The sequence below is a fragment of the Aeromonas sp. 82P genome, from assembly GCF_051919365.1.
Classification (GTDB): Bacteria; Pseudomonadota; Gammaproteobacteria; order Enterobacterales; family Aeromonadaceae; genus Aeromonas; species Aeromonas veronii.
The window spans coordinates 2,424,343-2,445,527 of record NZ_JBQBEV010000001.1 but is presented as its reverse complement, the minus strand read 5'-3'; the positions used below and the strand labels follow the sequence as shown (position 1 = coordinate 2,445,527).

Here is a 21,185-nt window from a genome sequence, read left to right as displayed (position 1 = left end):
TGCAATTAAACATCGTTATCACATAAATCATTTCAGGATAAGAATAAATGTCTCATTATATTGAAAAACTTTCGATTACAAACTACAAATCTTGTAAAAGCCTTGATATAACATTGACCCCCTATACACCATTGGTAGGTTATAATAACGCTGGCAAATCAAATATTCTCTCTGCATTAGAATGGCTAGTAAAAGAAAGAGTACTATCTAGTGAGGATTACAATAATATTGATACAGATATTATTGTTGAAGGTAAAATATGTGGCATCTCCGAAGAGATAATTCTACGACTCAGTGAGGAGCATCGAGCATCTTTACAGCCATACATTCAAGATGGCGTTGCTATAATAAAAAGAACCCAGCCTACTGGTGCAACAAAAAAAGCTGATTTATTATTGGAGATTTTCAATTTCGAGTCAGGCGAGTTTAAAAACAATCCTCGTGGAATATGGAATGCAATCAAATGTCTATTTCCGGAGCCAATTAAAGTTGGCGCAATGGAAAATGCTTCTGAAGATGCAGGAAAAGCAAAAAGCACTTCAACTATAGGTAAACTTTTAAAAGAATTTTGCTCTGCACTTAATGAACAACATTCGAAAGTCGTTAATCGAAATTTAAATGCAATAAGAAGAAGGATGAGTGCGGATGGGGAAAGACGGTTAGATGAATTAGCAGAAATTGATAAATCCATAAATGACAAAATTGAAAATCTATTTCCTGGAATCAGTTTAAAACTACATTTTGACGTTCCTGATTTTGAAGATATATTTAACGCAGGGACAGTAAAAGTCTATGAGAATAAATTAGACGGACGAGATATTGCATCATATGGCCATGGTGCTCAAAGATCAGTTCAGATGGCGTTAATACAACACCTTGCCGAGATTAAGCAAAGCTCAGACTCCCCAACAACAACTCTATTATTGATTGATGAACCAGAACTTTATTTACATCCATTTGCTATTGAACAGGTTAGAGAGGCTCTCTATCAATTATCTTTGCATGGATATCAAGTAATTTATACCACTCATTCAGCTCAAATGATTACAGCTGATCGTGCACAGCATACATTATTTGTTAGAAAATCAGGTGAATTAGGCACGCATATCCGAACACCACTACGTGAAGCCCTTAGCATTGCAGTTCCAGATGCAGCAGCTCAAGCCGGCCATCTATTTTCCCTAAGTCAATCCACCCAAATTTTATTTGCAAACGCAGTTATTCTAACCGAAGGTAAGACAGAATTAAGATTGCTGCCTTCTATATATCAAAAAATCACAAATAAAACACTTGGCCAACATAATATTGCGTTAATTGAAACAGGATCGGTCGATAATATTGGTAAAACAATGCGAATATTGCATGAAATGGACTTACCTTCTAAAGGTATAGTGGATTTAGACTATGTATTTAAAGGTGCAATTCACAACGGACATATCAGCCGTGATGACGAAGCTCTAATCATCTTAAATGAAATATTGAAAAAACTTCAGAGTGAAAAGAAAATTGAAATGAAAGGTGAAATACCTAATGCAAAGCATTGCGCCATTATGGCGGAAGATCCAAGCTCTCATGGCGCCATTAATTCATTACACGATAGGCTATTAGAGAAAAACATTTGGCTCTGGAAGCGTGGAGCTATAGAATCACACCTTGGCCTTCGTTCTAAAAATGAAAATGAATGGGCTAGATTTAAATCCAGCATCGACAACACAGATATTGGAATAAAAAATTCTTGTGCTGATTTTAATAGCGTTGATGCATTGATAAAATGGCTACGATAACACCTTTAAGCCATCGGCCATTTCAATATTAAACATAAAATAATCACAAGCATAGTAGGGTGCAATAAGCGCAGCGCATTGCACCTCTTGCATTTTTAATTAGCGGTGCAATTCACTTCGTTCATTGCACCCTACATTTTTCCCTTCCAAATAAAGACTCTATTGCTATCCAACAACTTCCCCTTTCTCATCCTGCCAGCAATTAATTAGTCACTACTTTATCGTCTATTTTTCACTCAACCCGGTAAAAAATAGTGGCCAAAGCACTTCCTCAGATAAAACAAACGGTTGCCCGCAGAGCGGGGGAATATTTCAATCAACGGCCAATTAATAACCTTACTCAAAAGGACGTTTTGATTATTTATACCTGAGCATGAACCCGCGGAGTGTGTGTCATTATAAGCTTAACGACAGATGAACAGACTGTGTCCCATGAAACGCATCTTTATATCCGATTAGCTCCCTTCCCATCGCAATCCTTTGATTTCCCCCCGATGTTGTATCCACACATACCTGATGTGTTCGGGGCGATCTGCTGTGGCAAACGTGTAAACATCAAACTGACAAGATGAACTCATGAACTGTGATAAACAACAAGCCATGTCCGGCGTCATGCTGGCGGCGATTGGCGTAGTCTATGGCGATATCGGCACCAGCCCGCTCTATACCTTGCGCGAGTGCCTGTCAGGTCAATTCGGGTTCGGCGTCGAGCCAGCCTCCATTCTCGGCTTTCTCTCGCTGATCTTCTGGCTGCTGATCCTGGTGGTGTCGGTCAAGTACCTCTCCTTTGTCATGCGGGCCGACAACGCCGGCGAGGGCGGCATTCTCACCCTGATGTCGCTGGCGACCCGCAACGCCTCCACCCGCTGGACGCCGCTGCTGATCATCCTCGGCCTGATTGGCGGCAGCTTCTTCTATGGCGAGGTGGTGATCACCCCGGCGATGTCGGTGATGTCGGCCATCGAGGGTCTGAGCATTCTCACCCCCGCCCTCGACCCCTATATCGTCACTCTTTCGGTGCTGGTGCTGACCCTGCTGTTCGCCATCCAGAAACATGGCACCGCCATGGTGGGCAAGCTGTTTGCCCCCATCATGCTGATCTGGTTTATGACGCTGGCGGTGCTGGGGCTGCGCGGCATCATCCACAACCCCGAGGTGCTGGGTGCGCTCAACCCCATCTGGGCGGTGCGCTTCTTTGTCCAGTACCAGACCACCTCCTTCTTTGCCCTCGGCGCCGTGGTGCTGGCCATCACCGGGGTGGAGGCGCTCTACGCGGATATGGGCCACTTTGGCAAGAATCCAATTCGCCTCGCCTGGTTTATCGTGGTGTTGCCGTCGCTGGTACTCAACTACTTCGGTCAGGGGGCGCTGCTGCTGAGTAACCCCGCCGCCATTGCCAACCCCTTCTTCCTGCTCGCGCCGAAATGGGCGCTGGTGCCGCTGCTGCTGCTGGCAACCATGGCGACGGTGATCGCCTCGCAGGCGGTGATCTCCGGGGTCTTTTCGCTGACCCGTCAGGCAGTGCGGCTCGGTTATCTCTCCCCCATTCGCATCGTTCACACCTCCGAGCAGGAGTCCGGCCAGATCTATATTCCGGTCATCAACTGGATGCTCTATATCTCGGTGGTAATCGTCATCATGAGCTTCGAGCACTCCAGCAATCTGGCGGCGGCCTACGGCATCGCGGTGACCGGCACCATGGTGCTCACCTCCATCCTCTCCTGCTCGGTGGCCAAGAACAGCTGGCACTGGAACAAGTATCTGGTGGCCATCCTGTTTGCCGCACTGCTCTGTATCGACGTACCGCTGTTTGCCGCCAACCTCGCCAAGATCTTCTCCGGTGGCTGGCTGCCGCTCACCCTGGGCGCGGTGATGTTCACCGTGATGACCAGCTGGAAGAGCGAGCGTTTCCAGCTTATTCGCCGCCTGAACGAGCACGGCAACTCCCTTGAGCCGATGATCGCCTCGCTGGAAAAATCCCCGCCGACCCGGGTGGCCGGTACTGCGGTCTATATGTCGCGGGTGGTCAACGTGATCCCCCATGCGCTGCTGCACAACCTCAAGCACAACAAGGTGCTGCACGAGCGGATCATCCTGCTCACCCTGCGGGTGGAGGATGTGCCCTACGTCCACAATGTGCGCCGGGTCTGCATCGAGCAGCTCTCCCCCACCTTCTGGCGGGTGGTGGCAAGCTATGGCTGGCGCGAGACCCCGAACGTGGAGGAGATCTTCCACCGCTGCAACGCCGAGGGGCTGAGCTGCCGGATGATGGAGACCTCGTTCTTTATGGCCCACGAGTCACTCATCATGAAAGACCGCCCCTGGTATCTCTATCTGCGCGGCAAGCTCTTTATGCTGCTGCAGCGCAACGCCCTGCGCGCCCCGGATCAATTCGAGATCCCGCCCAACCGGGTCATCGAGCTGGGTTCCCAGGTGGATATCTGATGGCGGGTTGATGGCCTCTTATTGGCATAGAAAACCTCAGCAAATAGAGAGGGAGGCATTGGCCTCCCTCTCTTGTTTCCGTTAACTCAGTTACCGGCCCCCTCATCCCCAACCCTTCTCCCGCGAGGGGAGAAGGGGGCAAACCACATAGCCCCCCACAGACATCCCACCGTAGGGTGCAACAAGCGCAGCGCCGTGCACCGCGAACATATGGCTGACCTCCCCCCTCATCCCCAGCCCTTCTCCCGCAAGGGGAGAAGGGAGCAAACCACATCGCCCCCTCAGACATCCCACCGTAGGGTGCAACAAGCGCAGCGCCGTGCACCACGAACATATGTCGGAGAGGTGCAATTCACTGCGTTCATTGCACCCTACTTATGCTGCGTTTTCCAAGGTGACGAACCCTCCCAGCGGCTTCGTCACAAGTGACGAACGTCACAGTTCGACAGCCACATCAGCGCGTTCACTCAACTACATGAGGATTTTTATTTATTTAAAAACAGCCACTTAAAACCAATTTCGCTGCAAAAACCAATCTGGCCCGTATCTTGCCAACCTGCCCCTACTTTCTCCGTTCGCGACACGACAAGGTAGGCTATGAACCGCTTCGTTATCGCTGACCCCAAGCTTTGTATCGGCTGTGGCACCTGTATGGCGGCCTGCAGCGAGGTACACAAGGCGCAAGGTTTGCAGCAAGCCCCCCGTTTAACCGTTATGCGACACGAGCAGGCGACCATGCCGGTTCAGTGCCGTCACTGTGACGATGCCCCCTGCATCAAGGTGTGCCCGGTCGAGGCAATTCGCCAGACCGGCGATTGCGTGCAACTCAACGAGTCGCTCTGCATCGGCTGCAATCTCTGCGCCGTGGCCTGCCCCTTTGGCGCTATCCAGAGCGGCGGCAGCCGTCCGGTGGCCGTGGCCACCAGTTACGACACCTATATCCCCTGCTCCATCCGCTCCAGCAACCCCTCCACCTCAGCCGGCCTGCGCTGCTTTGGTGAGGATCTGCTGAGCTGGGAGCCGGGGGTGCGCAGCATCGCGGTCAAGTGCGACCTGTGCGAGTTCCGCACCGACGGTCCGGCCTGTGTCGGTGCCTGCCCCTCCCAGGCACTGAAGCTGGTCAATGACGGCGACACCGAACGCGCCGCCCGTATCCGTCGCCAGCAAGCGGCCGACACCAACCCGCAAGGGGCCTCCGCCTTCTCGGCGCCTGCCACGATGCTCCCTGCCTCCGATTTATCCACCACAGAGGGAGCCCGCTGATGTTGTCCCCCCTTGTTATGGCCACGCTCCTGCTCTTTTTGCTGGGCGCTGCCGCCGGTTTGCTGCTGCAAAAGCTGCCCGCATTGGCCAACCGTCTCAACAGCGGTTTTGCCCTGCTGGGCTCGCTCGCGGGTCTGGTCGCCGCCATCCAGATCTTTGCCCAGGGCGCCCCCGTCGACGGCCAGCTCTGGCTGCTGGGCTCGGTTCATCTCGACATGCTGGCCGCGCTGATGCTGCTGGTGATTAGCACCGTCGGCGTCGCCGTCGCCCTCTACTCCTTTGCCTATATCCGCGAATATCAGGGCAAGGGGGATGTGGCCATCGGCGCGCTGATGAACCTCTTCCTCTTTGCCATGGTGGGCATGGTGCTGGCCGACAACGCACTCGGTTTCTTGCTCTGCTACGAGCTGGTGACCCTCACCACCTACTGGCTGGTCAAAACCAACCCGGATGCTGCCAAACAGAGCCGTCTCTACTTGGTGATGAACCATATCGGCATGGCGCTGGTGCTTGTCGCCTTCTGGCTGCTCTGCCGCGAAAGCGGCTCGCTGGAGTTTGCCGCGCTGCGCGAGCACCATCTGGCGGGCGCATTGGCCTCGCTGGTGTTCCTGCTCAGCTTCTGCGGCTTTGGCCTGCGCGCCGGTTTCGTGCCGCTGCACGGCTGGCTGCCGGTGGCCGAGCCCGTTGCGCCGTCCCATATCTCGGCGCTGATGTCAGGTGTGATGGTGAAGCTGGGTCTCTTTGGCATCTTGCGAGTCAGCATCGATTTTCTCGGCGCCAGCCAGCTCTGGTGGGGCTATGTGGTGCTGATCTTTGGTGCCTGTTCAGCGGTGCTCGGGGTGCTGTTTGCGCTGGCCGAGCACGACCTCAAGCGGCTGCTCGCCTACCACACGGTGGAGAACATCGGCATCATCCTGATGGGGATGGGGATCGGCATGCTCGGCATCGCCAGCCAGCAGCCAGCGCTGGTGGTGCTGGGGCTGCTCGGCGCCCTCTATCACCTGCTCAACCACGCCATCTTCAAGAGCCTGCTCTTTATGGGCACCGGCTCTGTGATGTTCCGCCTGCACACCCGTGACATGGACAAGATGGGTGGGCTGGCCAAGCTGATGCCCTGGACTGCGCTGGCGTTCCTCATCGGTGCCATGGCCATCTCGGCGCTGCCGCCGCTCAACGGCTTTGTCAGCGAGTGGTTTATCTACCAATCCCTGCTCTCCATGACCAAGCTCGGCACCTCTGTCGTTGCGCCGCTCGCGGTGGTGATGCTGGCGGTGACCGGTGCCATGGCGGTGATGTGTTTCGTCAAGGTGTATGGCATCTGCTTCTGCGGCGCCCCGCGCAGCGAAAAAGCTAGCCACGCCCGCGAAGTGCCGGGCGCCATGGTGGCAGGCACCCTGCTGCTGGCTGCTGTCTGTCTGGTGCTGGGTCTGGGCGCCCCCTGGATTGCCCCCCATATCGCCAGCTATGGCCAAGCCTTGGTAAGCGGCCAAATGAACGTGGCCACTGGCGCCACCCTGCTGCCGCTCGACAGCTCACAAGCGATCCTCTCCCCGCCCGTTATCGCCATCACCTTGCTGGGTCTGTTCCTCATTCCGCTGCTGGTACTGGCCATCTTCAAGGGGCCCAAGCTGGGTCGTCGTCACGCTGGCACCCCGTGGGCCTGTGGTTACGCCTATGAGGAGCGCATGAGCCTCACCTCTGGCGGTGTCACCCACACCTTGCGCCAACTCTGCGCGCCGCTCTATCGCAAGCAGCCGCAGCTCGATCTGGCCAGCGCCCTGCACGGGCTGAGCGATACCAGCGGGACGACCGGCTGGCTGCTGCACGGCGTTGTGCTGGCGCTCTTTATCCTGATGGCTGTAGGAGTCTGATATGCCTGTTCTTGAAATGCCGAGCTGGGGCATGGTTGCCCTCGCCCTGACCCAGGCCATTGCCATGCTGGCGCTGGCGCCGCTCGCCACCGGTTTTAACCGGGTGCTGCGGGCCAAGATGCACTCCCGCCAAGGGCCGGGCCTGCTGCAAGATTACCGGGATATTGCCAAGCTCCTGCGCCGTCAGGAGGTGGCCCCCGAGCCTGCCGGCATCATCTTCAACCTGATGCCTGCGCTGCTCATCGCCGCCCTCTTGCTGGTAGGGATGGCGCTGCCGACCCTGACTCACGAGTCCCCCTTCCCCATCGCCGGAGATCTCATCACCGACATCTATCTGTTCGCCATCTTCCGCTTCTTCTTCTCCCTCTCGGGGCTCGACAGCGGCAGCATGTTTGCAGGGATCGGTGCCCGCCGCGAACTGACCCTCGGCATTCTGGTGGAACCCATTCTGGTGCTCGCCTGCTTCATCATGGCGATGATGGTGGGCAGCTCGGATCTGGGCAATATCAGCAGCTATGTGGCGACCCAGCCACTGGCCGCCCCCATCGCCACCCTGCTGGCCGGTGCCGCCTGCGCCTTCGCGGTGTTTGTCGAGATGGGCAAGCTGCCCTTTGACTGCGCCGAAGCCGAGCAGGAGCTGCAGGAGGGGCCGCTTACCGAGTATTCCGGTGCGGGCCTCGCCCTGCTCAAGCTCTCCATCGGCCTCAAGCAACTGGTGGTGGTGCAGCTCTTTCTGGTGATTTTCCTCCCCTTTGGCAAGGCGGCCAACTGGAGTCTGCCTGCGCTCATCGGCGCAGCGCTGATCCTCGTCTGCAAGCTGCTGGTGGCCTTTTTGCTGGCCGGCATCATCGAAAACGCCATGGCCCGTACCCAGTTCGTGCGCACCCACAGGCTCACCCGCTACGGCTTGGGGCTGGCCCTGCTGGCGCTGCTCGCCTATCTGGTCGGGATCTGAACCATGCCCGCCAGCACAGCAACTTTTTCCGATTTCATCATTTGTGAATGCTCATTCCCGAACATTAAAGTGAGAACTGCATGACCATCGCCATTTCGGATCGCATCGGCTGCGACTACATCCAGCAGGTGCGAGCACAACTGCCCCACGCCATCGTCGACGAGGAGTGGCAAACCGCCGATCAGGCCACCATCACCGTCAAGCCCACCAGTCTGGTCGAAACTGCCAGCCTGATCTTCCATCAGCTGGGGGGCTGGCTTCCGCTCTCCTTTGCCAATGACGAGCGCAGCCTCAACGGCCACTTCGCCGTCTACCACGTCTTCTCCATGGAGGGCGACACCAAGTGCTGGATCACCGTCAAGGTGCTGGTGGATGCCGATACCCAGGAGTACCCCTCCATCACCCCGACCATTCCGGCGGCGGTGTGGGGCGAGCGGGAGATCCGCGACATGTACGGCCTGCGCGCCATCGGCCTGCCGGACGAACGCCGTCTGGTGCTGCCTGACGACTGGCCGGAGGATATCCACCCGCTACGCAAGGACGCCATGGATTATCGCCAGCGCCCTATGCCCACCACTGACACCGAGACCTACCCCTTCGTCAACGAACTCGGCTATGATGCCAACCGCATCGTGCCGGTCGGCCCGCTGCACATCACCTCGGATGAACCGGGCCACTTTCGTCTGTTCGTCGATGGGGAAGACATCATCGATGCCGACTACCGCCTCTTCTATGTCCATCGGGGCATGGAGAAGCTGGCGGAAACCCGCATGGGCTATAACGAAGTGGCGTTTCTGACCGACCGGGTCTGCGGCATCTGCGGTTTTACCCACAGCGTCGCCTACACCACCTCGGTAGAGAACGCCATGGGTATTCCGGTGCCGGAGCGGGCCAAGATGATCCGCGCCGTGCTGCTGGAGGTGGAGCGCCTGCACAGCCATATCCTCAACATCGGCCTGTCGAGCCACTTCACCGGTTTCGACACCGGCTTTATGCAGTTCTTCCGGGTGCGGGAGAAATCCATGACCCTGGCCGAGCTGCTCACCGGCGCCCGCAAGACCTACGGCCTCAACCTGATTGGCGGGGTACGCCGCGATATCTTCAAGGAAGATCGCATCAAGGGTGCCCAGCTGGTGCGGGAGCTCCGTGATGAGCTCAAACCCCTGGTGGCCATGCTGCTGGATACCGCCAACATCTCCTCCCGCCTCATCGGTATCGGCAAGCTCGAGCCGCAAATTGCCCGCGATTTCAGCTGCGTCGGCCCCATGGTGCGGGCGAGTGGCTTCAAGCGGGACGTGCGCCGGGTCCACGACTTTGCCGGCTACCGCGAGCTGCCGATGGAGATCCAGACCAAGGCGGGTTGCGACGTGCAATCCCGGGTGCTGGTGCGCATCCACGAGCTCTACGACTCCCTCGACATGATTGAGTTCGGCCTGGAGCACCTGCCGGAAGGGCCACTGCTCACCGAAGGCTTCACCTACCAGCCGGGCAAGTTTGCGCTGGGCTTTACCGAGGCGCCCCGCGGCGAGAACGTCCACTGGAGCATGACGGGAGATAACCAGAAGCTGTTCCGCTGGCGCTGCCGCGCCGCCACCTACGCCAACTGGCCTGCCCTGCGTTACATGCTGCGCGGCAATACCGTGGCAGACGCGCCGCTCATCATCGGCAGTCTGGATCCCTGCTACTCCTGTACCGACCGGGTCACCCTGGTCGACCCCAAGAAGGGCAAATCCACCGTGGTCTCCTACAAGGAGATCGAGCGCTACGGCATCGATCGCAAAAACTCTCCGCTGAAATAAGGGGTCATCATGATCAAGCTGTTCAAGACCATCCTCAAGGCTGGCACCCCGACCGCCAAGTACCCCTTCGCCCCTTACGAGGTGAATCGGGATTTTCGCGGCAAACCGAAATATCAGGCGGATCAGTGCATCGCCTGCGCCGCCTGCACCAAGGCCTGCCCGGCCAATGCGCTGGTAATGGAAGTGGACATGGAGACCGGTGAACGGCGCTGGGAGATCTCCATGGCGCGCTGCATCTTCTGCGGCCGCTGCGAGGAGGTCTGCCCGACCCGCGCCATCGCCCTCTCCCCCGAGTTCGAACTGGCGGTAACCAACAAGGCGGATCTCTATGAGGAGGCCCGCTTCGCGCTGGCCCCCTGCACCCTGTGCGGCACCTACTTTGCCCCAAGCAAGCTGGTGGCGCTGGTGGAGGATACCCTCAAGCAGGCGGGCACACCGCTGGCCACCCCGGAGCGGCTGCACCACTGCCCCGACTGCAAACGAAAACAGAGCATGCTGAGCCAGCCTGACTCGGCCCTGATCACACCGATAGCCACACAACAGGAGTGGATGTTATGAGCAAGATCAAAGGCATAGAACCGGTTGTCGGCCATGCCCATACCCGCGCCGTGCCGCTGGCACAGGATCCCGAGATCACCAAACTCAAGAAGACCCTGCTCAAAGACATTCGCCGCTCGGCCTATGTCTATCGGGTCGATTGCGGCGGCTGCAACGCCTGCGAGATCGAGATCTTCGCCACCATCACCCCGCTGTTCGATGCCGAGCGTTTCGGCATCAAGGTGGTCGCCTCCCCCCGCCACGCCGACATCCTGCTCTTTACCGGCGCGGTGACGCGGGCGATGCGGGTACCCGCCCTGCGCGCCTACGAGGCGGCGCCCGATCCCAAGATCTGCATCGCCTACGGTGCCTGTGGCTGTGACGGTGGCATCTTCCACGACCTCTACTGCGTCTGGGGCGGCACCGACAAGATCGTGCCGGTGGATGTCTATATCCCCGGCTGCCCGCCTACTCCCGCCGCCACCATCTACGGCTTTGCGGTGGCGCTCGGTCTGCTGGAACAAAAACTCAAAGCTACCAGCCACGAGGTGCAACAGGGTGAGCGGGTCGAGCTGCGCCACACCGGCATCCCCAACGAAATTCGGGTGATGATCGAACGCGAAGCGCGCCGCATGGCCGGTTACCGTCAGGGGCGGATCATCGCCGACGAGTTCATGGCCCTGCTCGAAGGGGCGACCCAGCAGGATGTGGATCTGCGCATCCAGAGCTACCTCGATCAGCACGACGATCCGCGCCTCTCGGAGATCGTCAACAACCTCGCAAACGCCTGCCTCAACCGGGCGGCCGGCAAGGGAGAGGCGGTGCATGGCTGACGAGGTTTTCTTCTATCGCCTGTCGCGCAAGTTCGTCGACGAGCAGTTCGACGTCCCCGAGGAAGCTAAAGAGGTGATGTACTACAGCCTCGCCATCGGCCACCACCTCGGCATCGTCGATTGCCTGCGAGCAGACCTGGTCTGCTCGCTGATCGGTTATCGCGACTGGGTAGCCAAGCTGCCAGAGGGAAGTGAAGCGCGCCGCAAGATGGAGGGATTTCTCACCTTTGGCGAGATCACCATCTATCGCGAGCACTGCCATATGCTGGCCTGCGCCTTCGACCGACTGCGCAAAGCCGAAGGCGTGCTCGATGAGCAGGAGCTGGGCTGGACCAACACCTTTATGGATCAGCTCACCGCCCTCTTTAACGACCCCCATATGTACCTGATGGTAAGGAGCCGCTGATGGGCTGCAATCTCGTGTTGACCGTGGGCAATGCCATGATGGGGGACGACGGTGCCGGCCCCTATCTTGCCGACAAACTGCAAGCCGCCCCCCTGCCCGGCTGGATCCATATCGACGGCGGTATCGCGCCGGAAAATGTGGTCTACAAGGTGCGGGAGCTGCAACCGGAGCGGGTGGTGCTGGTGGATGCCGCCGAGATCGGCGAGAAGGCGGGAACCCTGCAGGTGATCCCCCCCGAGACCATCGCCGAGATGTTTATCTTCTCGACCCACAATATGCCGCTCAATTTCCTGATCGACGAGCTCAAGACCTTTGTCCCCGAGGTGATCTTTGTCGGGGTACAACCGGCCATCGTGGCGTTCTCTTTCCCGATGACCGAGATGGTGAGCGAGGCGATGGATTATCTTTATCAGCACCTTGATGCCGCCAAGGATACCAGTCTGTTAATAGATAAACTGGATCAGTGGAATATTGACAATTCCAAGAGGTGATTATTTATCGAGTTGTTAACGACCGTTATTGACCGACGGTTCCGGCAATGTGATCGAGGCCCGATGTTAAATTAAAAACATCGGGCTAATTGTGCTGAACTTGATATAAAACAAGGTTCTTTGATTTTTTCAAAAAACCGATAACTCTCGATTTTTTATGACAAAAAAAGCGTTGCCAGTCACAGAAATTTGCCACAAAATGGCGACCGTTACGGAAGTTGATGGGGTCTGGTGGCCTCCTCGGTCTTCAAAACCGATGTGAGCCGAGAAGGCTCTGGCAGGTTCGATTCCTGCCTCTTCCGCCAAATTTACCTATTGAACAAATACTCTCTCGCTGAGTTTGTCGGCCTGAATATTATTTTCATCGCTTGTTCAATATGTTTGAAGTAATACCTTAAAAAAGGTGCTTGCCGCTTGCCAATATAATCCGAACTCAGGTTATCTCGCTGGCCAAAAATTAATTTATCAGCATCGATGCAGCATTAATTTATACCCGCTCATTGATGCACCCAGTTTGCAGTCATCCGCAAATCGCCAGCACTGCCATAACCCGTCAGCTCGGCCTCTCTATCGGCAAACCGGTGCGCATCCAGAACCCACGCACTGCACTGGTAATCCCATGCCGAACTCGTCTCACGCGCCAGCCATCCCCCATCGCCAGCCCGCATCAGGTACGGCTGCCGACGATTCACAGCCAGATTCACAGCAACTGCCCAGCCAGCAACAAACGCGCCGTCTGCCCCAAGTGGAACAGCTGCTGCAGCAACCCTTTCTCGCCGGGTTTATCGAGACGCTGAGCCGCCCGCTGGTGACTCAGGCGGTGCGCGAGACCCTGAGCGAGCTGCGCCAGAGCGAAGATTTTCGCCAGCATGGCGTCGCCCCCGAGCAGATCGAGGCGCTGATTGCCAAACGCTGCCGACAGCAGTTGCGCCAGCGTCAAACCCGGGTGATCAACGCCACCGGCACCCTGGTGCATACCAATTTGGGGCGCTCGCCATTAAGTCACGAGCTGTGGGACGAGGTGCGTGACCTCAACACCGGCTACAACAATCTGGAGCTGGATCTCGCCACCGGCAAGCGCGGCGGACGCAAGGGGCTGATCGCTCCCCTGCTCCGTTGCCTCACCCAGGCCGAGGATTCGCTGGTGGTCAACAACAACGCCGCCTCGCTCTTTTTGCTACTGCAAGAAGTGGCCAAGGGGCGCGAGGTGATTGTCTCCCGCGGCGAGCAGATCCAGATTGGCGGCGGCTTTCGCATTCCCGACATTCTGGCGCTCTCCGGCGCCAAACTGGTGGAGGTGGGCACCACCAATATCACTACCGCCAAAGATTACCTCGATGCCATCACCGATCAGACCGCGCTGGTGCTGATGGTGCACAGATCCAATTTCGCCATTCGCGGCTTTACCGAATCCCCCGATATCGGCGAGGTGGCCCGCGCCCTGCCCGAACATGTAGTGCTGGCGGTGGATCAGGGCTCCGGCTTGACATGCGAAGAGTTTGCGCCGGATGAAACCTCGGTGCGTCAGTACATCAAGGCGGGGGCGGATCTGGTCTGCTACTCAGGCGACAAGCTCTTGGGGGGCCCGCAATCGGGCATCATCAGCGGCCGTAGCGATCTTATCAAGCGGCTGGAAAAGCACCCCATGATGCGCACCTTCCGCCCGAGCCGTATCGTCTACTCCCTGCTCGAACGCCTGCTCATCCACAAACTCAACAAATCTCCCATCGGTGAGGGCATTGCACAGCGCACCTTGAGCAACCCGGCCGCCATGCAGGCGAGAGCCCATCAGCTGATGGCCGCCCTGCCCGGCTGCTTTGTGCCGGTCCCCGCCCAGCTGGTGGTAGGTGGCGGCACATTGCCGGACGAGTTCTACCCGGCGCCCGCGCTCGAGTGCACCGACCCGCGTCCGGCCCAGCAGCTGCTCGATGCTCTGCGCGAACTGCCCGTCCCTGTCATCGCCACCGTGCGCCAGCAGAAGGTACTGCTCAATATGGCCACTCTGCTGCCGACCGAGATGGAGCTGCTGATCGCCCAACTCAGGGAATTGCTGCTGCCCACCCCGTTCAATGCAACAAATGCGACCGAGGAGCCCTGATCCCATGACCCCCTATCGCGCCGTTATCGGCCTTGCCGGCCACGTGGATCACGGCAAGACCCTGCTGATCAAGGCCCTTACCGGCATCACCACCGCCCGCGCCCACGAGCAGGCCATCGGCATGACCCAGGATCTCGGCTTTGCCCACTTCGACGACGGTCAGGGCAACACCATCGGCGTCATCGACGTGCCCGGCCACGAGCGCTATATCCGCAACATGGTGGCGGGGCTCTGGAGTCTGGATCTGGTGCTGCTGGTGATTGCCGCCGACGAGGGGTGGATGCCGATGACCGGCGATCACCTGCGCCTGCTCAAGGCGATGGGGGTGCCGCGCCTCCTGGTCTGCATCAACAAGTGCGATCTGGTCTCCCCCGACGAGCTTTTGCTGTTGGAGGAGAGCCTGCTGGAGCGGGTAATGGACGAGAGCGGCATGGTGCCCGACATCGTCAGCGTCAGCGCCAAAACCGGCGCCAATATGGCTGCCCTGCACACCGCCATCGTGCGCCAGTTGGGGGATATGGCCGAGCATCATGCTCTCCGCGAACAGGCCGCCCCGCGCCTCTATGTAGACCGGGTCTTTACCGCCAATGGCACCGGCACCGTGCTTACCGGCACCTTGCAGCAGGGCTGCCTCAAGGTGGGGGACAAGCTGCGCCTCTACCCCGCCGATCGGGAGGTGCAGGTTCGCTCCCTGCAGGCCTATCACCAGAGCGTCGACGAGATTGGCGCCGTCTGTCGGGTGGCGGTGGGCCTGAAAAAAGTGCCTCACAAGGAGGTGGCCCGCGGTCACTGCCTTACCAGCACTGTCGGCCAGTGTGAGGCGGCAACTCACCTGATTGTGCGACTCAACGCCGAAAGTCTGAGCAGCAAGGCGCTACGCACGCAGGAAGTGGAGGTGGCCCTTGGCAGCTGGCATGGCCGCGCCCGTTTCGTGCCCATCAAGGATACCCGGCTGGCACGGCTGATCTTTGCCAGCCCCATCCCCTGCTTCTTTGGCCAACCGCTCGCCATCATTCGCCACGGCAGCAGCGAACTGCTGCACGGCGCCCGCATCGTCTGGTGCGGCGACATCCATCCCGCCAGACGCAAGGCGCTGCACGCCCTACTGGGTGAGCTGCCAGATGAGCTCGAACACTACAACCCGGCCACCCTACAACTGGGGCTCAACGGCTATGTGCTGGCCAGCCGCTTTGACCAGCAGCCAGAGCAGGTCACCCCCCTCGGTGAGTGGCTGCTGGATAACTACTGGCTGGCTCAGAGCCGCGGTCAGCTGCTCGCTACATTGGCCAGCGAACCGCTCAGCGCCTCCGAGCTGGCAACCCGCTTTGGCATCGCCCTGCCGGTCACTCAGGCCCTGCTCCAGCAGCTCAAAAGCGAGCAGCTCATTCGTCTGCACCATGACAAGTGGCAACCGGGCAGTGGCGAGTCGGAAGATGATCTGGGGGAAGAGGCACAGCTGGTGCTCAAGGTGGTGCGAGATCAAGGCAAGGAGGGTTACGAGCCCGGTAAACTGGGCCCCGGCGGCGTGGAGCTGGATCCCTTTATCACCCGCAAACTGCCCGCGGCCCTGCAGCAGGGCTTGCAACAAAAAGGCGCGTTGCAAAAGCAGCTGCGCAATCTGGCACGACTCAAGTATCTGGTGCAGCTCGATGGCCCCATCTACTACGACGCCGAGCTTTACAACCAGATGGTCGCCGCCGTGCTGGCGGGCCAGCAGGTGGGAGATCTGATCGACATGGCATCCCTCAAGGAGATCACCGGCTTGTCGCGCAAATACGCCATTCCGTTCTGCCTGCGCATGGAGATGGATGGCTGGGTGCGGCGCGAGGAGAACGAGCGCCGGGTGCTGCGTCTGCCGCAGACTCAAGATGAGATGGAGCCGGCATGAGCGCCACCATCGCCCCCTCTGGCTCTGCCAATCCTGTGGCTAACCGGCTGCGCCGCGAATTTCATATCGACGGCATCGTACAGGGGGTCGGCTTTCGCCCCTTCGTCTATGGGCTGGCCCTGCGCCACAGTCTTGCCGGTTATGTGTTGAACGATGCCAACGGCGTCACTATCGGCGCTGAAGGCTCGCCCGAGCAACTGGCCAGCTTTGCCCGCGAACTGCGGGAATTGGCACCGCCGCTGAGCCGCATCGATCACTTCAGCGAGCGGGTATTGCCCCAAGATCCGGATCCCGACTACAACGGCACCTTTCATATCAAGGCCAGCCAGCAGCAGAGCGCAGCCACGGTCGCCATCTCGCCAGATCAGGGGATGTGCGAGGCGTGCGCCAACGATGTGGCCAACCCCGCAGATCGCCACCATCGCTACCCCTTTACCAACTGCACCCACTGCGGCCCGCGCTACACCATCATCCGCAGCCTCCCCTACGACAGATCCCATACCGCCATGGCAGGCTTTGCCATGTGCCCGCGCTGCGCGGCGGCCTATGAAAACCCGCTGGACAGACGTTACCACGCCCAGCCGGTGAGCTGCCCCGAGTGCGGGCCCCATCTCAGCTGGCGAAATGGCAGCGGCGATGCGCTGGCCGAGCGCGAGGATGCGCTGCAAGCGGCGGCCCGCGTCCTGCAAGCGGGGGCGCTGATTGCGGTCAAGGGGATGGGGGGTTATCACCTGATGTGTGATGCCCGCAATGAACAGAGTGTGGCCAGATTGCGAACGCTCAAGCGGCGCGCACGCAAGCCGCTGGCGGTGATGATGGGCTCCCTTGCCGAGGCCAAATTGCATGTCACCGGCAGCGAGGCAGAGTGGAAGCTGCTCACCTCTCAGGCCAGACCCATCACCTTGCTGCGCAAGCGCATTAACGATGATCGGCTCTCAGAATCCCGACTGACAACTGCGCCGCTGGCCGAGGGGATCGCCCCCGGCATCCCCTACCTTGGCATCATGCTCCCCTATACCCCGCTGCACCAGTTGCTGCTGGATGCCTGCGCCATGCCGCTGGTGGCCACCAGCGCCAATGGTCGCGGCAGCCCGATCCTTATCGAGTGTGAGGCGGTGGTAAGGGAACTCGGCCGCGAGATTGATGGCATCCTGGATCACAACCGCCCCATCCTGCACCCGTGCGACGACAGTCTGGTGCAGTGGGCAGGCGGGCGGCGCCAGACGTTGCGGCTGGCCCGGGGCTATGCCCCCTGCACTCCCAGCTTGCAAGAGGCGGTCAAGGTGCCGCTCTTGGCGGTCGGGGCGCAGCAGAAGAACCAGCTGGCGCTCGCCTTCGGTCGCCAGCGCATCTACAGCCCCTATATCGGCGATCTGCACAGCCTGCCGATGCAGGAGCACTTCGAGCAGACCCTGACCACCTTTCGCGAACTCTACGATCTCAAGCCAGAACTGCTGGTCTCGGATCGCCACCCGGGCTACCTCAGCCATCAGTGGGCCAAGGGCTATTGCCAGGATCAGGGTGCCACCCACCTCGAGGTGCAACACCATCACGCCCACCTGCTGGGGGTGATGGCCGAGCACGACATCACGGGCCCGGTGCTGGGGGTTGCCTTCGATGGCACCGGCCTTGGCGATGACGGCACCCTCTGGGGCTGCGAGCTGCTGATCGCAGACGTTCAGGGATTTGAGCGGGTTGCCCACCTTGCCCCCTTCAAGCTGATCGGCGGCGAGGCGGCCATTCGCGAGCCGGTGCGCCAACTGCTGGGGCTGCTGTTTGAGTCATATGACGTGGAGCAGATCAGTACCCTCGATATTCCGTTGATCAACAAACTGCCTATAGAGCGGATCAGCAACCTGCACCAGCTCTGGAACCTTGGTCGCAACGCCCCTTACACCAGCTCCATCGGTCGGCTGTTCGATGCGGTGGCGGCGCTCTTGGGGGTGATCGATACCCCGGATTACGAGGGCGAAGCGGGGCTATTGCTGGAGGCGGCAGCCTTGCAGCTGGCTCCCGATGAACAGCCCTTCCCCCTCGCCTTTGATCTCAGCCAATCAGCAGAGGGGCCACTGCAGATCGAGTGGGCCGAGCTCATCAATACACTTGTCAGCGAGCGGCGCAAAGGCACCTCAACCGCCAGCCTGGCCGCCGGTTTTATCCGCGCCATCAGCAATCTGGTTATCGCCCTTGCCGAGCGCTTCCCCGGCTATCCGGTGGCGCTTGGAGGCGGCGTTTTTCAAAACCGGGTGCTGATGGACCAGCTGGTGCCCGCTCTCGAAGCGGCCGGCCGGCAGGTATTGACCAGCGAAACCCTGCCGCTCAATGACGGTGGCATCGCCGCCGGTCAGCTCTGGTTTGCCATCCACCATCTTGCCACGCACCAGCCTGTCACAACCGGTTGTGCCACCTTGTCGGAGTCCTGAAATCCATGTGTCTATCCATCCCCTCTCAGGTGGTGCAGCTGCACCCTGAAGATAACTGCGTCACCGTCGACACCCTGGGGGTGCAGCGGCGCGTCAGCTGCATGCTGCTCGAGGAGCCCCTCCAGGTGGGCGACTATGTGCTGCTCCATATCGGCTTTGTGATGAGCAAGATTGACGAAGAGGAGGCGCAGGCCAGCCTCGAGAGCTTCCGCCAGATGGTGGCCCTGATGCCCAAGCAGGATATCTTGCCATGCTGACCTTGAATGACCTGTTTCAGGGCTTTCGCCAGCCCGAGGTGATCCGTGCCCTCGCAACCCAGATCACCGAACTAGCCAAATTACTCCCCGAACCGCTGCGGGTGATGGAGGTGTGCGGCGGCCATACCCACACCATCATGAAGTACGGCCTGCACCAGTTGCTGCCGGCCAGTATCGAGTTCGTCCACGGCCCCGGCTGCCCGGTCTGCATCATGCCGAAGGAGCGCATCGATCAGGCCATCGAGCTGGCCCGCCAACCCAACGTCATTCTGGTCACTCTGGGTGACATGATCCGGGTGCCGGGCTCCAAAGGCACGTTGGCCCAGCAGCGCGCCAAGGGGAGCGATATCCGCCCGGTCTACGACCCCCTCGACGCCCTGCGTATCGCCCATGAGAACCCGGACAAAACCGTGGTCTTCTTCGCCATCGGTTTCGAGACCTCCACCCCGATGACCGCCGCCTTGCTGGCTGCGGCTGAAGAGCAAGGGGTCGAGAATCTACTGTTTCATATCAACCATGTGCTGGTGCCCCCCGCCATTCATGCGGTGATGGCCGATGGGGTGGCCAAGGTGAACGCCTTTATCGGCCCCTCCCACGTCAGCGTCATCACCGGTGCTGATATCTACCTGCCCATCGTCGATCGCTATCAGGTGCCTGTGGTGGTGAGCGGCTTCGAACCGGTGGATGTGATGGAGGCGCTCTTGATGATGGTGCGCCAGAAGGTGGAGGGTCGCTACGCGCTGGAGGTGCAGTACAGCCGCGCCGTCACCGCCAGCGGCAATAAAGCCGCCCAGCGGCTGGTCGAGCGCTTTTTCGAGACCCGCGAGCACTTTCGCTGGCGAGGCCTCGGCGATATCAACGCCTCCGCCCTGCGCCTGCGCGATGCCTTTTCCAAGCGCGACGCGGAGCGCCACTTCGCGCTCAATCAGACTCCCATCGATGACCACAAGGCGTGCCAGTGCGCCGATATCCTGCGCGGCCTGGCCAAACCGAACCAGTGCAACGTCTTTGGCCGGGGCTGCACCCCGACCCAGCCCATGGGCAGCTGCATGGTCAGCTCCGAAGGGGCCTGCAATGCCTACTACCGATATATGGGGATCCAATGAGAGAAATTCAGTTAAGCCACGGCGGCGGTGGCGTCGAGATGAATCAGCTGATCAATCAGCTCTTCTTTCGCCACTTTGGCAACGAGATCCTGCTGCGCGGTGAAGATGCCGCCCTGCTGCCGGTAAACGGCCCCGTCGCCTTCACCACCGACAGCTTTACCGTCTCGCCGCTCTTCTTCGAGGGGGGCGATATCGGCAAGCTGGCTATCGCCGGCACGGTCAACGATCTCGCCATGATGGGGGCCAAACCAGAGTATCTGAGCTGCAGCTTTATCATCGAGGAGGGCTTCCCCTACGCCGATCTGGCCCGCATCGTCGAGTCGATGGCAGCAGAGCTTGCCAACAGCGGTGCCCGCATTGTCTGCGGCGACACCAAGGTGGTGCCCAAGGGGGCGGCCGACAAGATCTTTATCAACACCAGCGGGGTCGGCACCTTCCCGCTGCCCAAACAGAGCCGGGGCATCTCGGTACGCAACCTCAAGGCCGGTGATGCCATTCTGGTGTCGCGGGATATCGGCAGCCATGGCGCCTGCATCCTGATGGCCCGCGACGCCCTGCAACTGGGGTCGGATCTCAAGAGCGACTGCACCACCCTCTGGCCGCAGGTAGAAGCGCTGCTGCAGGCCGGCATTACCCCTCACGCCCTGCGCGATGCCACCCGTGGTGGCCTCGCCGCCGTGCTCAACGAGTGGAGCCCCGCCTCCCAGGTGGCCATCGAGCTGGAAGAGTCCGCCATTCCGGTCTGCGATCCGGTGCGTGGCCTGTGCGAGCTCTACGGCTTCGAGCCCCATGATCTCGCCAACGAGGGGACCATGGTGCTGGCCCTGCCAGCCGAACAGGCGCAGGACGCGCTGGGCATCTTGCGGCAATTCAACCCCGCAGCCAGTCAGATCGGCGTGGTGCAGGCAAGCGATCGCCACAAGGTGATCCTCAATAACCCCTGGGGCAGTCGCCGTTATCTGGAGCTGCCGCAAGGGGAGCTGCTTCCGCGGATCTGTTGATCGGCCATGCCGTTCCGTCAATTACAGG

General features: G+C 59.4%; 16 protein-coding genes and 1 tRNA gene. All 17 read left to right on the top strand.

The window, feature by feature from the left end:
• Nucleotides 1–47 precede the first annotated feature (47 nt).
• The 17 genes from ACTG2S_RS11200 (at nt 48) to hypE (ending at nt 21,157) form a co-directional block, all read left to right on the top strand.
• Complete coding sequence (locus ACTG2S_RS11200; protein WP_376901103.1) at nt 48–1,784, top strand: ATP-dependent nuclease; 1,737 nt, start codon at nt 48–50, stop codon at nt 1,782–1,784.
• A gap of 576 nt (nt 1,785–2,360) precedes the next feature.
• On the top strand, nt 2,361–4,229 hold the full coding sequence (gene kup, locus ACTG2S_RS11195; protein ID WP_104014706.1) for a low affinity potassium transporter Kup: 1,869 nt from the start codon (nt 2,361–2,363) through the stop codon (nt 4,227–4,229).
• 597 nt (nt 4,230–4,826) lie between these two features.
• Complete coding sequence (locus tag ACTG2S_RS11190; RefSeq protein ID WP_439982523.1) at nt 4,827–5,492, top strand: 4Fe-4S dicluster domain-containing protein; 666 nt, start codon at nt 4,827–4,829, stop codon at nt 5,490–5,492.
• Nucleotides 5,492–7,363 carry a hydrogenase 4 subunit B gene (gene hyfB, locus ACTG2S_RS11185; protein WP_439982522.1) on the top strand — a complete coding sequence of 624 codons (1,872 nt, stop codon included), beginning with the start codon at nt 5,492–5,494 and terminating at the stop codon, nt 7,361–7,363. The genes ACTG2S_RS11190 and hyfB overlap by 1 nt, the downstream gene beginning before the upstream one ends.
• Nucleotide 7,364: 1 nt before the next feature.
• Complete coding sequence (locus ACTG2S_RS11180) at nt 7,365–8,318, top strand: respiratory chain complex I subunit 1 family protein (protein WP_439982520.1); 954 nt, start codon at nt 7,365–7,367, stop codon at nt 8,316–8,318.
• Nucleotides 8,319–8,398: 80 nt separating this feature from the next.
• The gene (locus tag ACTG2S_RS11175; RefSeq protein ID WP_439982519.1) at nt 8,399–10,117 is read left to right on the top strand and encodes a hydrogenase large subunit; all 1,719 of its coding nucleotides are present in this window, start codon (nt 8,399–8,401) and stop codon (nt 10,115–10,117) included.
• 9 nt (nt 10,118–10,126) lie between these two features.
• A complete protein-coding gene (locus tag ACTG2S_RS11170; protein ID WP_439982518.1) occupies nt 10,127–10,675 on the top strand; it encodes a formate hydrogenlyase complex iron-sulfur subunit in 549 nt (182 codons plus the stop codon).
• Nucleotides 10,672–11,487 carry an NADH-quinone oxidoreductase subunit B family protein gene (locus ACTG2S_RS11165; RefSeq protein ID WP_274161551.1) on the top strand — a complete coding sequence of 272 codons (816 nt, stop codon included), beginning with the start codon at nt 10,672–10,674 and terminating at the stop codon, nt 11,485–11,487. Before ACTG2S_RS11170 ends, ACTG2S_RS11165 begins: the two co-directional genes overlap by 4 nt.
• Nucleotides 11,480–11,893, top strand: a complete 414-nt coding sequence (locus tag ACTG2S_RS11160; protein WP_108613205.1) for a formate hydrogenlyase maturation HycH family protein — start codon at nt 11,480–11,482, stop codon at nt 11,891–11,893. Before ACTG2S_RS11165 ends, ACTG2S_RS11160 begins: the two co-directional genes overlap by 8 nt.
• On the top strand, nt 11,893–12,384 hold the full coding sequence (gene hycI, locus ACTG2S_RS11155) for a hydrogenase maturation peptidase HycI (RefSeq protein ID WP_274161552.1): 492 nt from the start codon (nt 11,893–11,895) through the stop codon (nt 12,382–12,384). Before ACTG2S_RS11160 ends, hycI begins: the two co-directional genes overlap by 1 nt.
• Nucleotides 12,385–12,597: 213 nt before the next feature.
• Nucleotides 12,598–12,689, top strand: a tRNA-Sec gene (locus ACTG2S_RS11150).
• A 314-nt stretch (nt 12,690–13,003) separates the two neighbouring features.
• Nucleotides 13,004–14,482, top strand: a complete 1,479-nt coding sequence (gene selA, locus ACTG2S_RS11145) for an L-seryl-tRNA(Sec) selenium transferase (protein ID WP_274161553.1) — start codon at nt 13,004–13,006, stop codon at nt 14,480–14,482.
• 4 nt (nt 14,483–14,486) lie between these two features.
• Nucleotides 14,487–16,370 (top strand): selenocysteine-specific translation elongation factor, encoded by a 1,884-nt coding sequence (selB, locus tag ACTG2S_RS11140; protein WP_274161554.1) that lies wholly within the window; start codon nt 14,487–14,489, stop codon nt 16,368–16,370.
• Nucleotides 16,367–18,793, top strand: coding sequence for a carbamoyltransferase HypF (gene hypF / locus ACTG2S_RS11135; RefSeq protein WP_274161555.1), 2,427 nt, complete (start codon nt 16,367–16,369; stop codon nt 18,791–18,793). Before selB ends, hypF begins: the two co-directional genes overlap by 4 nt.
• A gap of 5 nt (nt 18,794–18,798) precedes the next feature.
• Complete coding sequence (locus ACTG2S_RS11130; protein ID WP_040065728.1) at nt 18,799–19,050, top strand: HypC/HybG/HupF family hydrogenase formation chaperone; 252 nt, start codon at nt 18,799–18,801, stop codon at nt 19,048–19,050.
• The gene (gene hypD / locus ACTG2S_RS11125) at nt 19,044–20,156 is read left to right on the top strand and encodes a hydrogenase formation protein HypD (RefSeq protein WP_274161556.1); all 1,113 of its coding nucleotides are present in this window, start codon (nt 19,044–19,046) and stop codon (nt 20,154–20,156) included. The genes ACTG2S_RS11130 and hypD overlap by 7 nt, the downstream gene beginning before the upstream one ends.
• On the top strand, nt 20,153–21,157 hold the full coding sequence (gene hypE / locus ACTG2S_RS11120) for a hydrogenase expression/formation protein HypE (RefSeq protein WP_274161557.1): 1,005 nt from the start codon (nt 20,153–20,155) through the stop codon (nt 21,155–21,157). Before hypD ends, hypE begins: the two co-directional genes overlap by 4 nt.
• Nucleotides 21,158–21,185 lie beyond the last annotated feature (28 nt).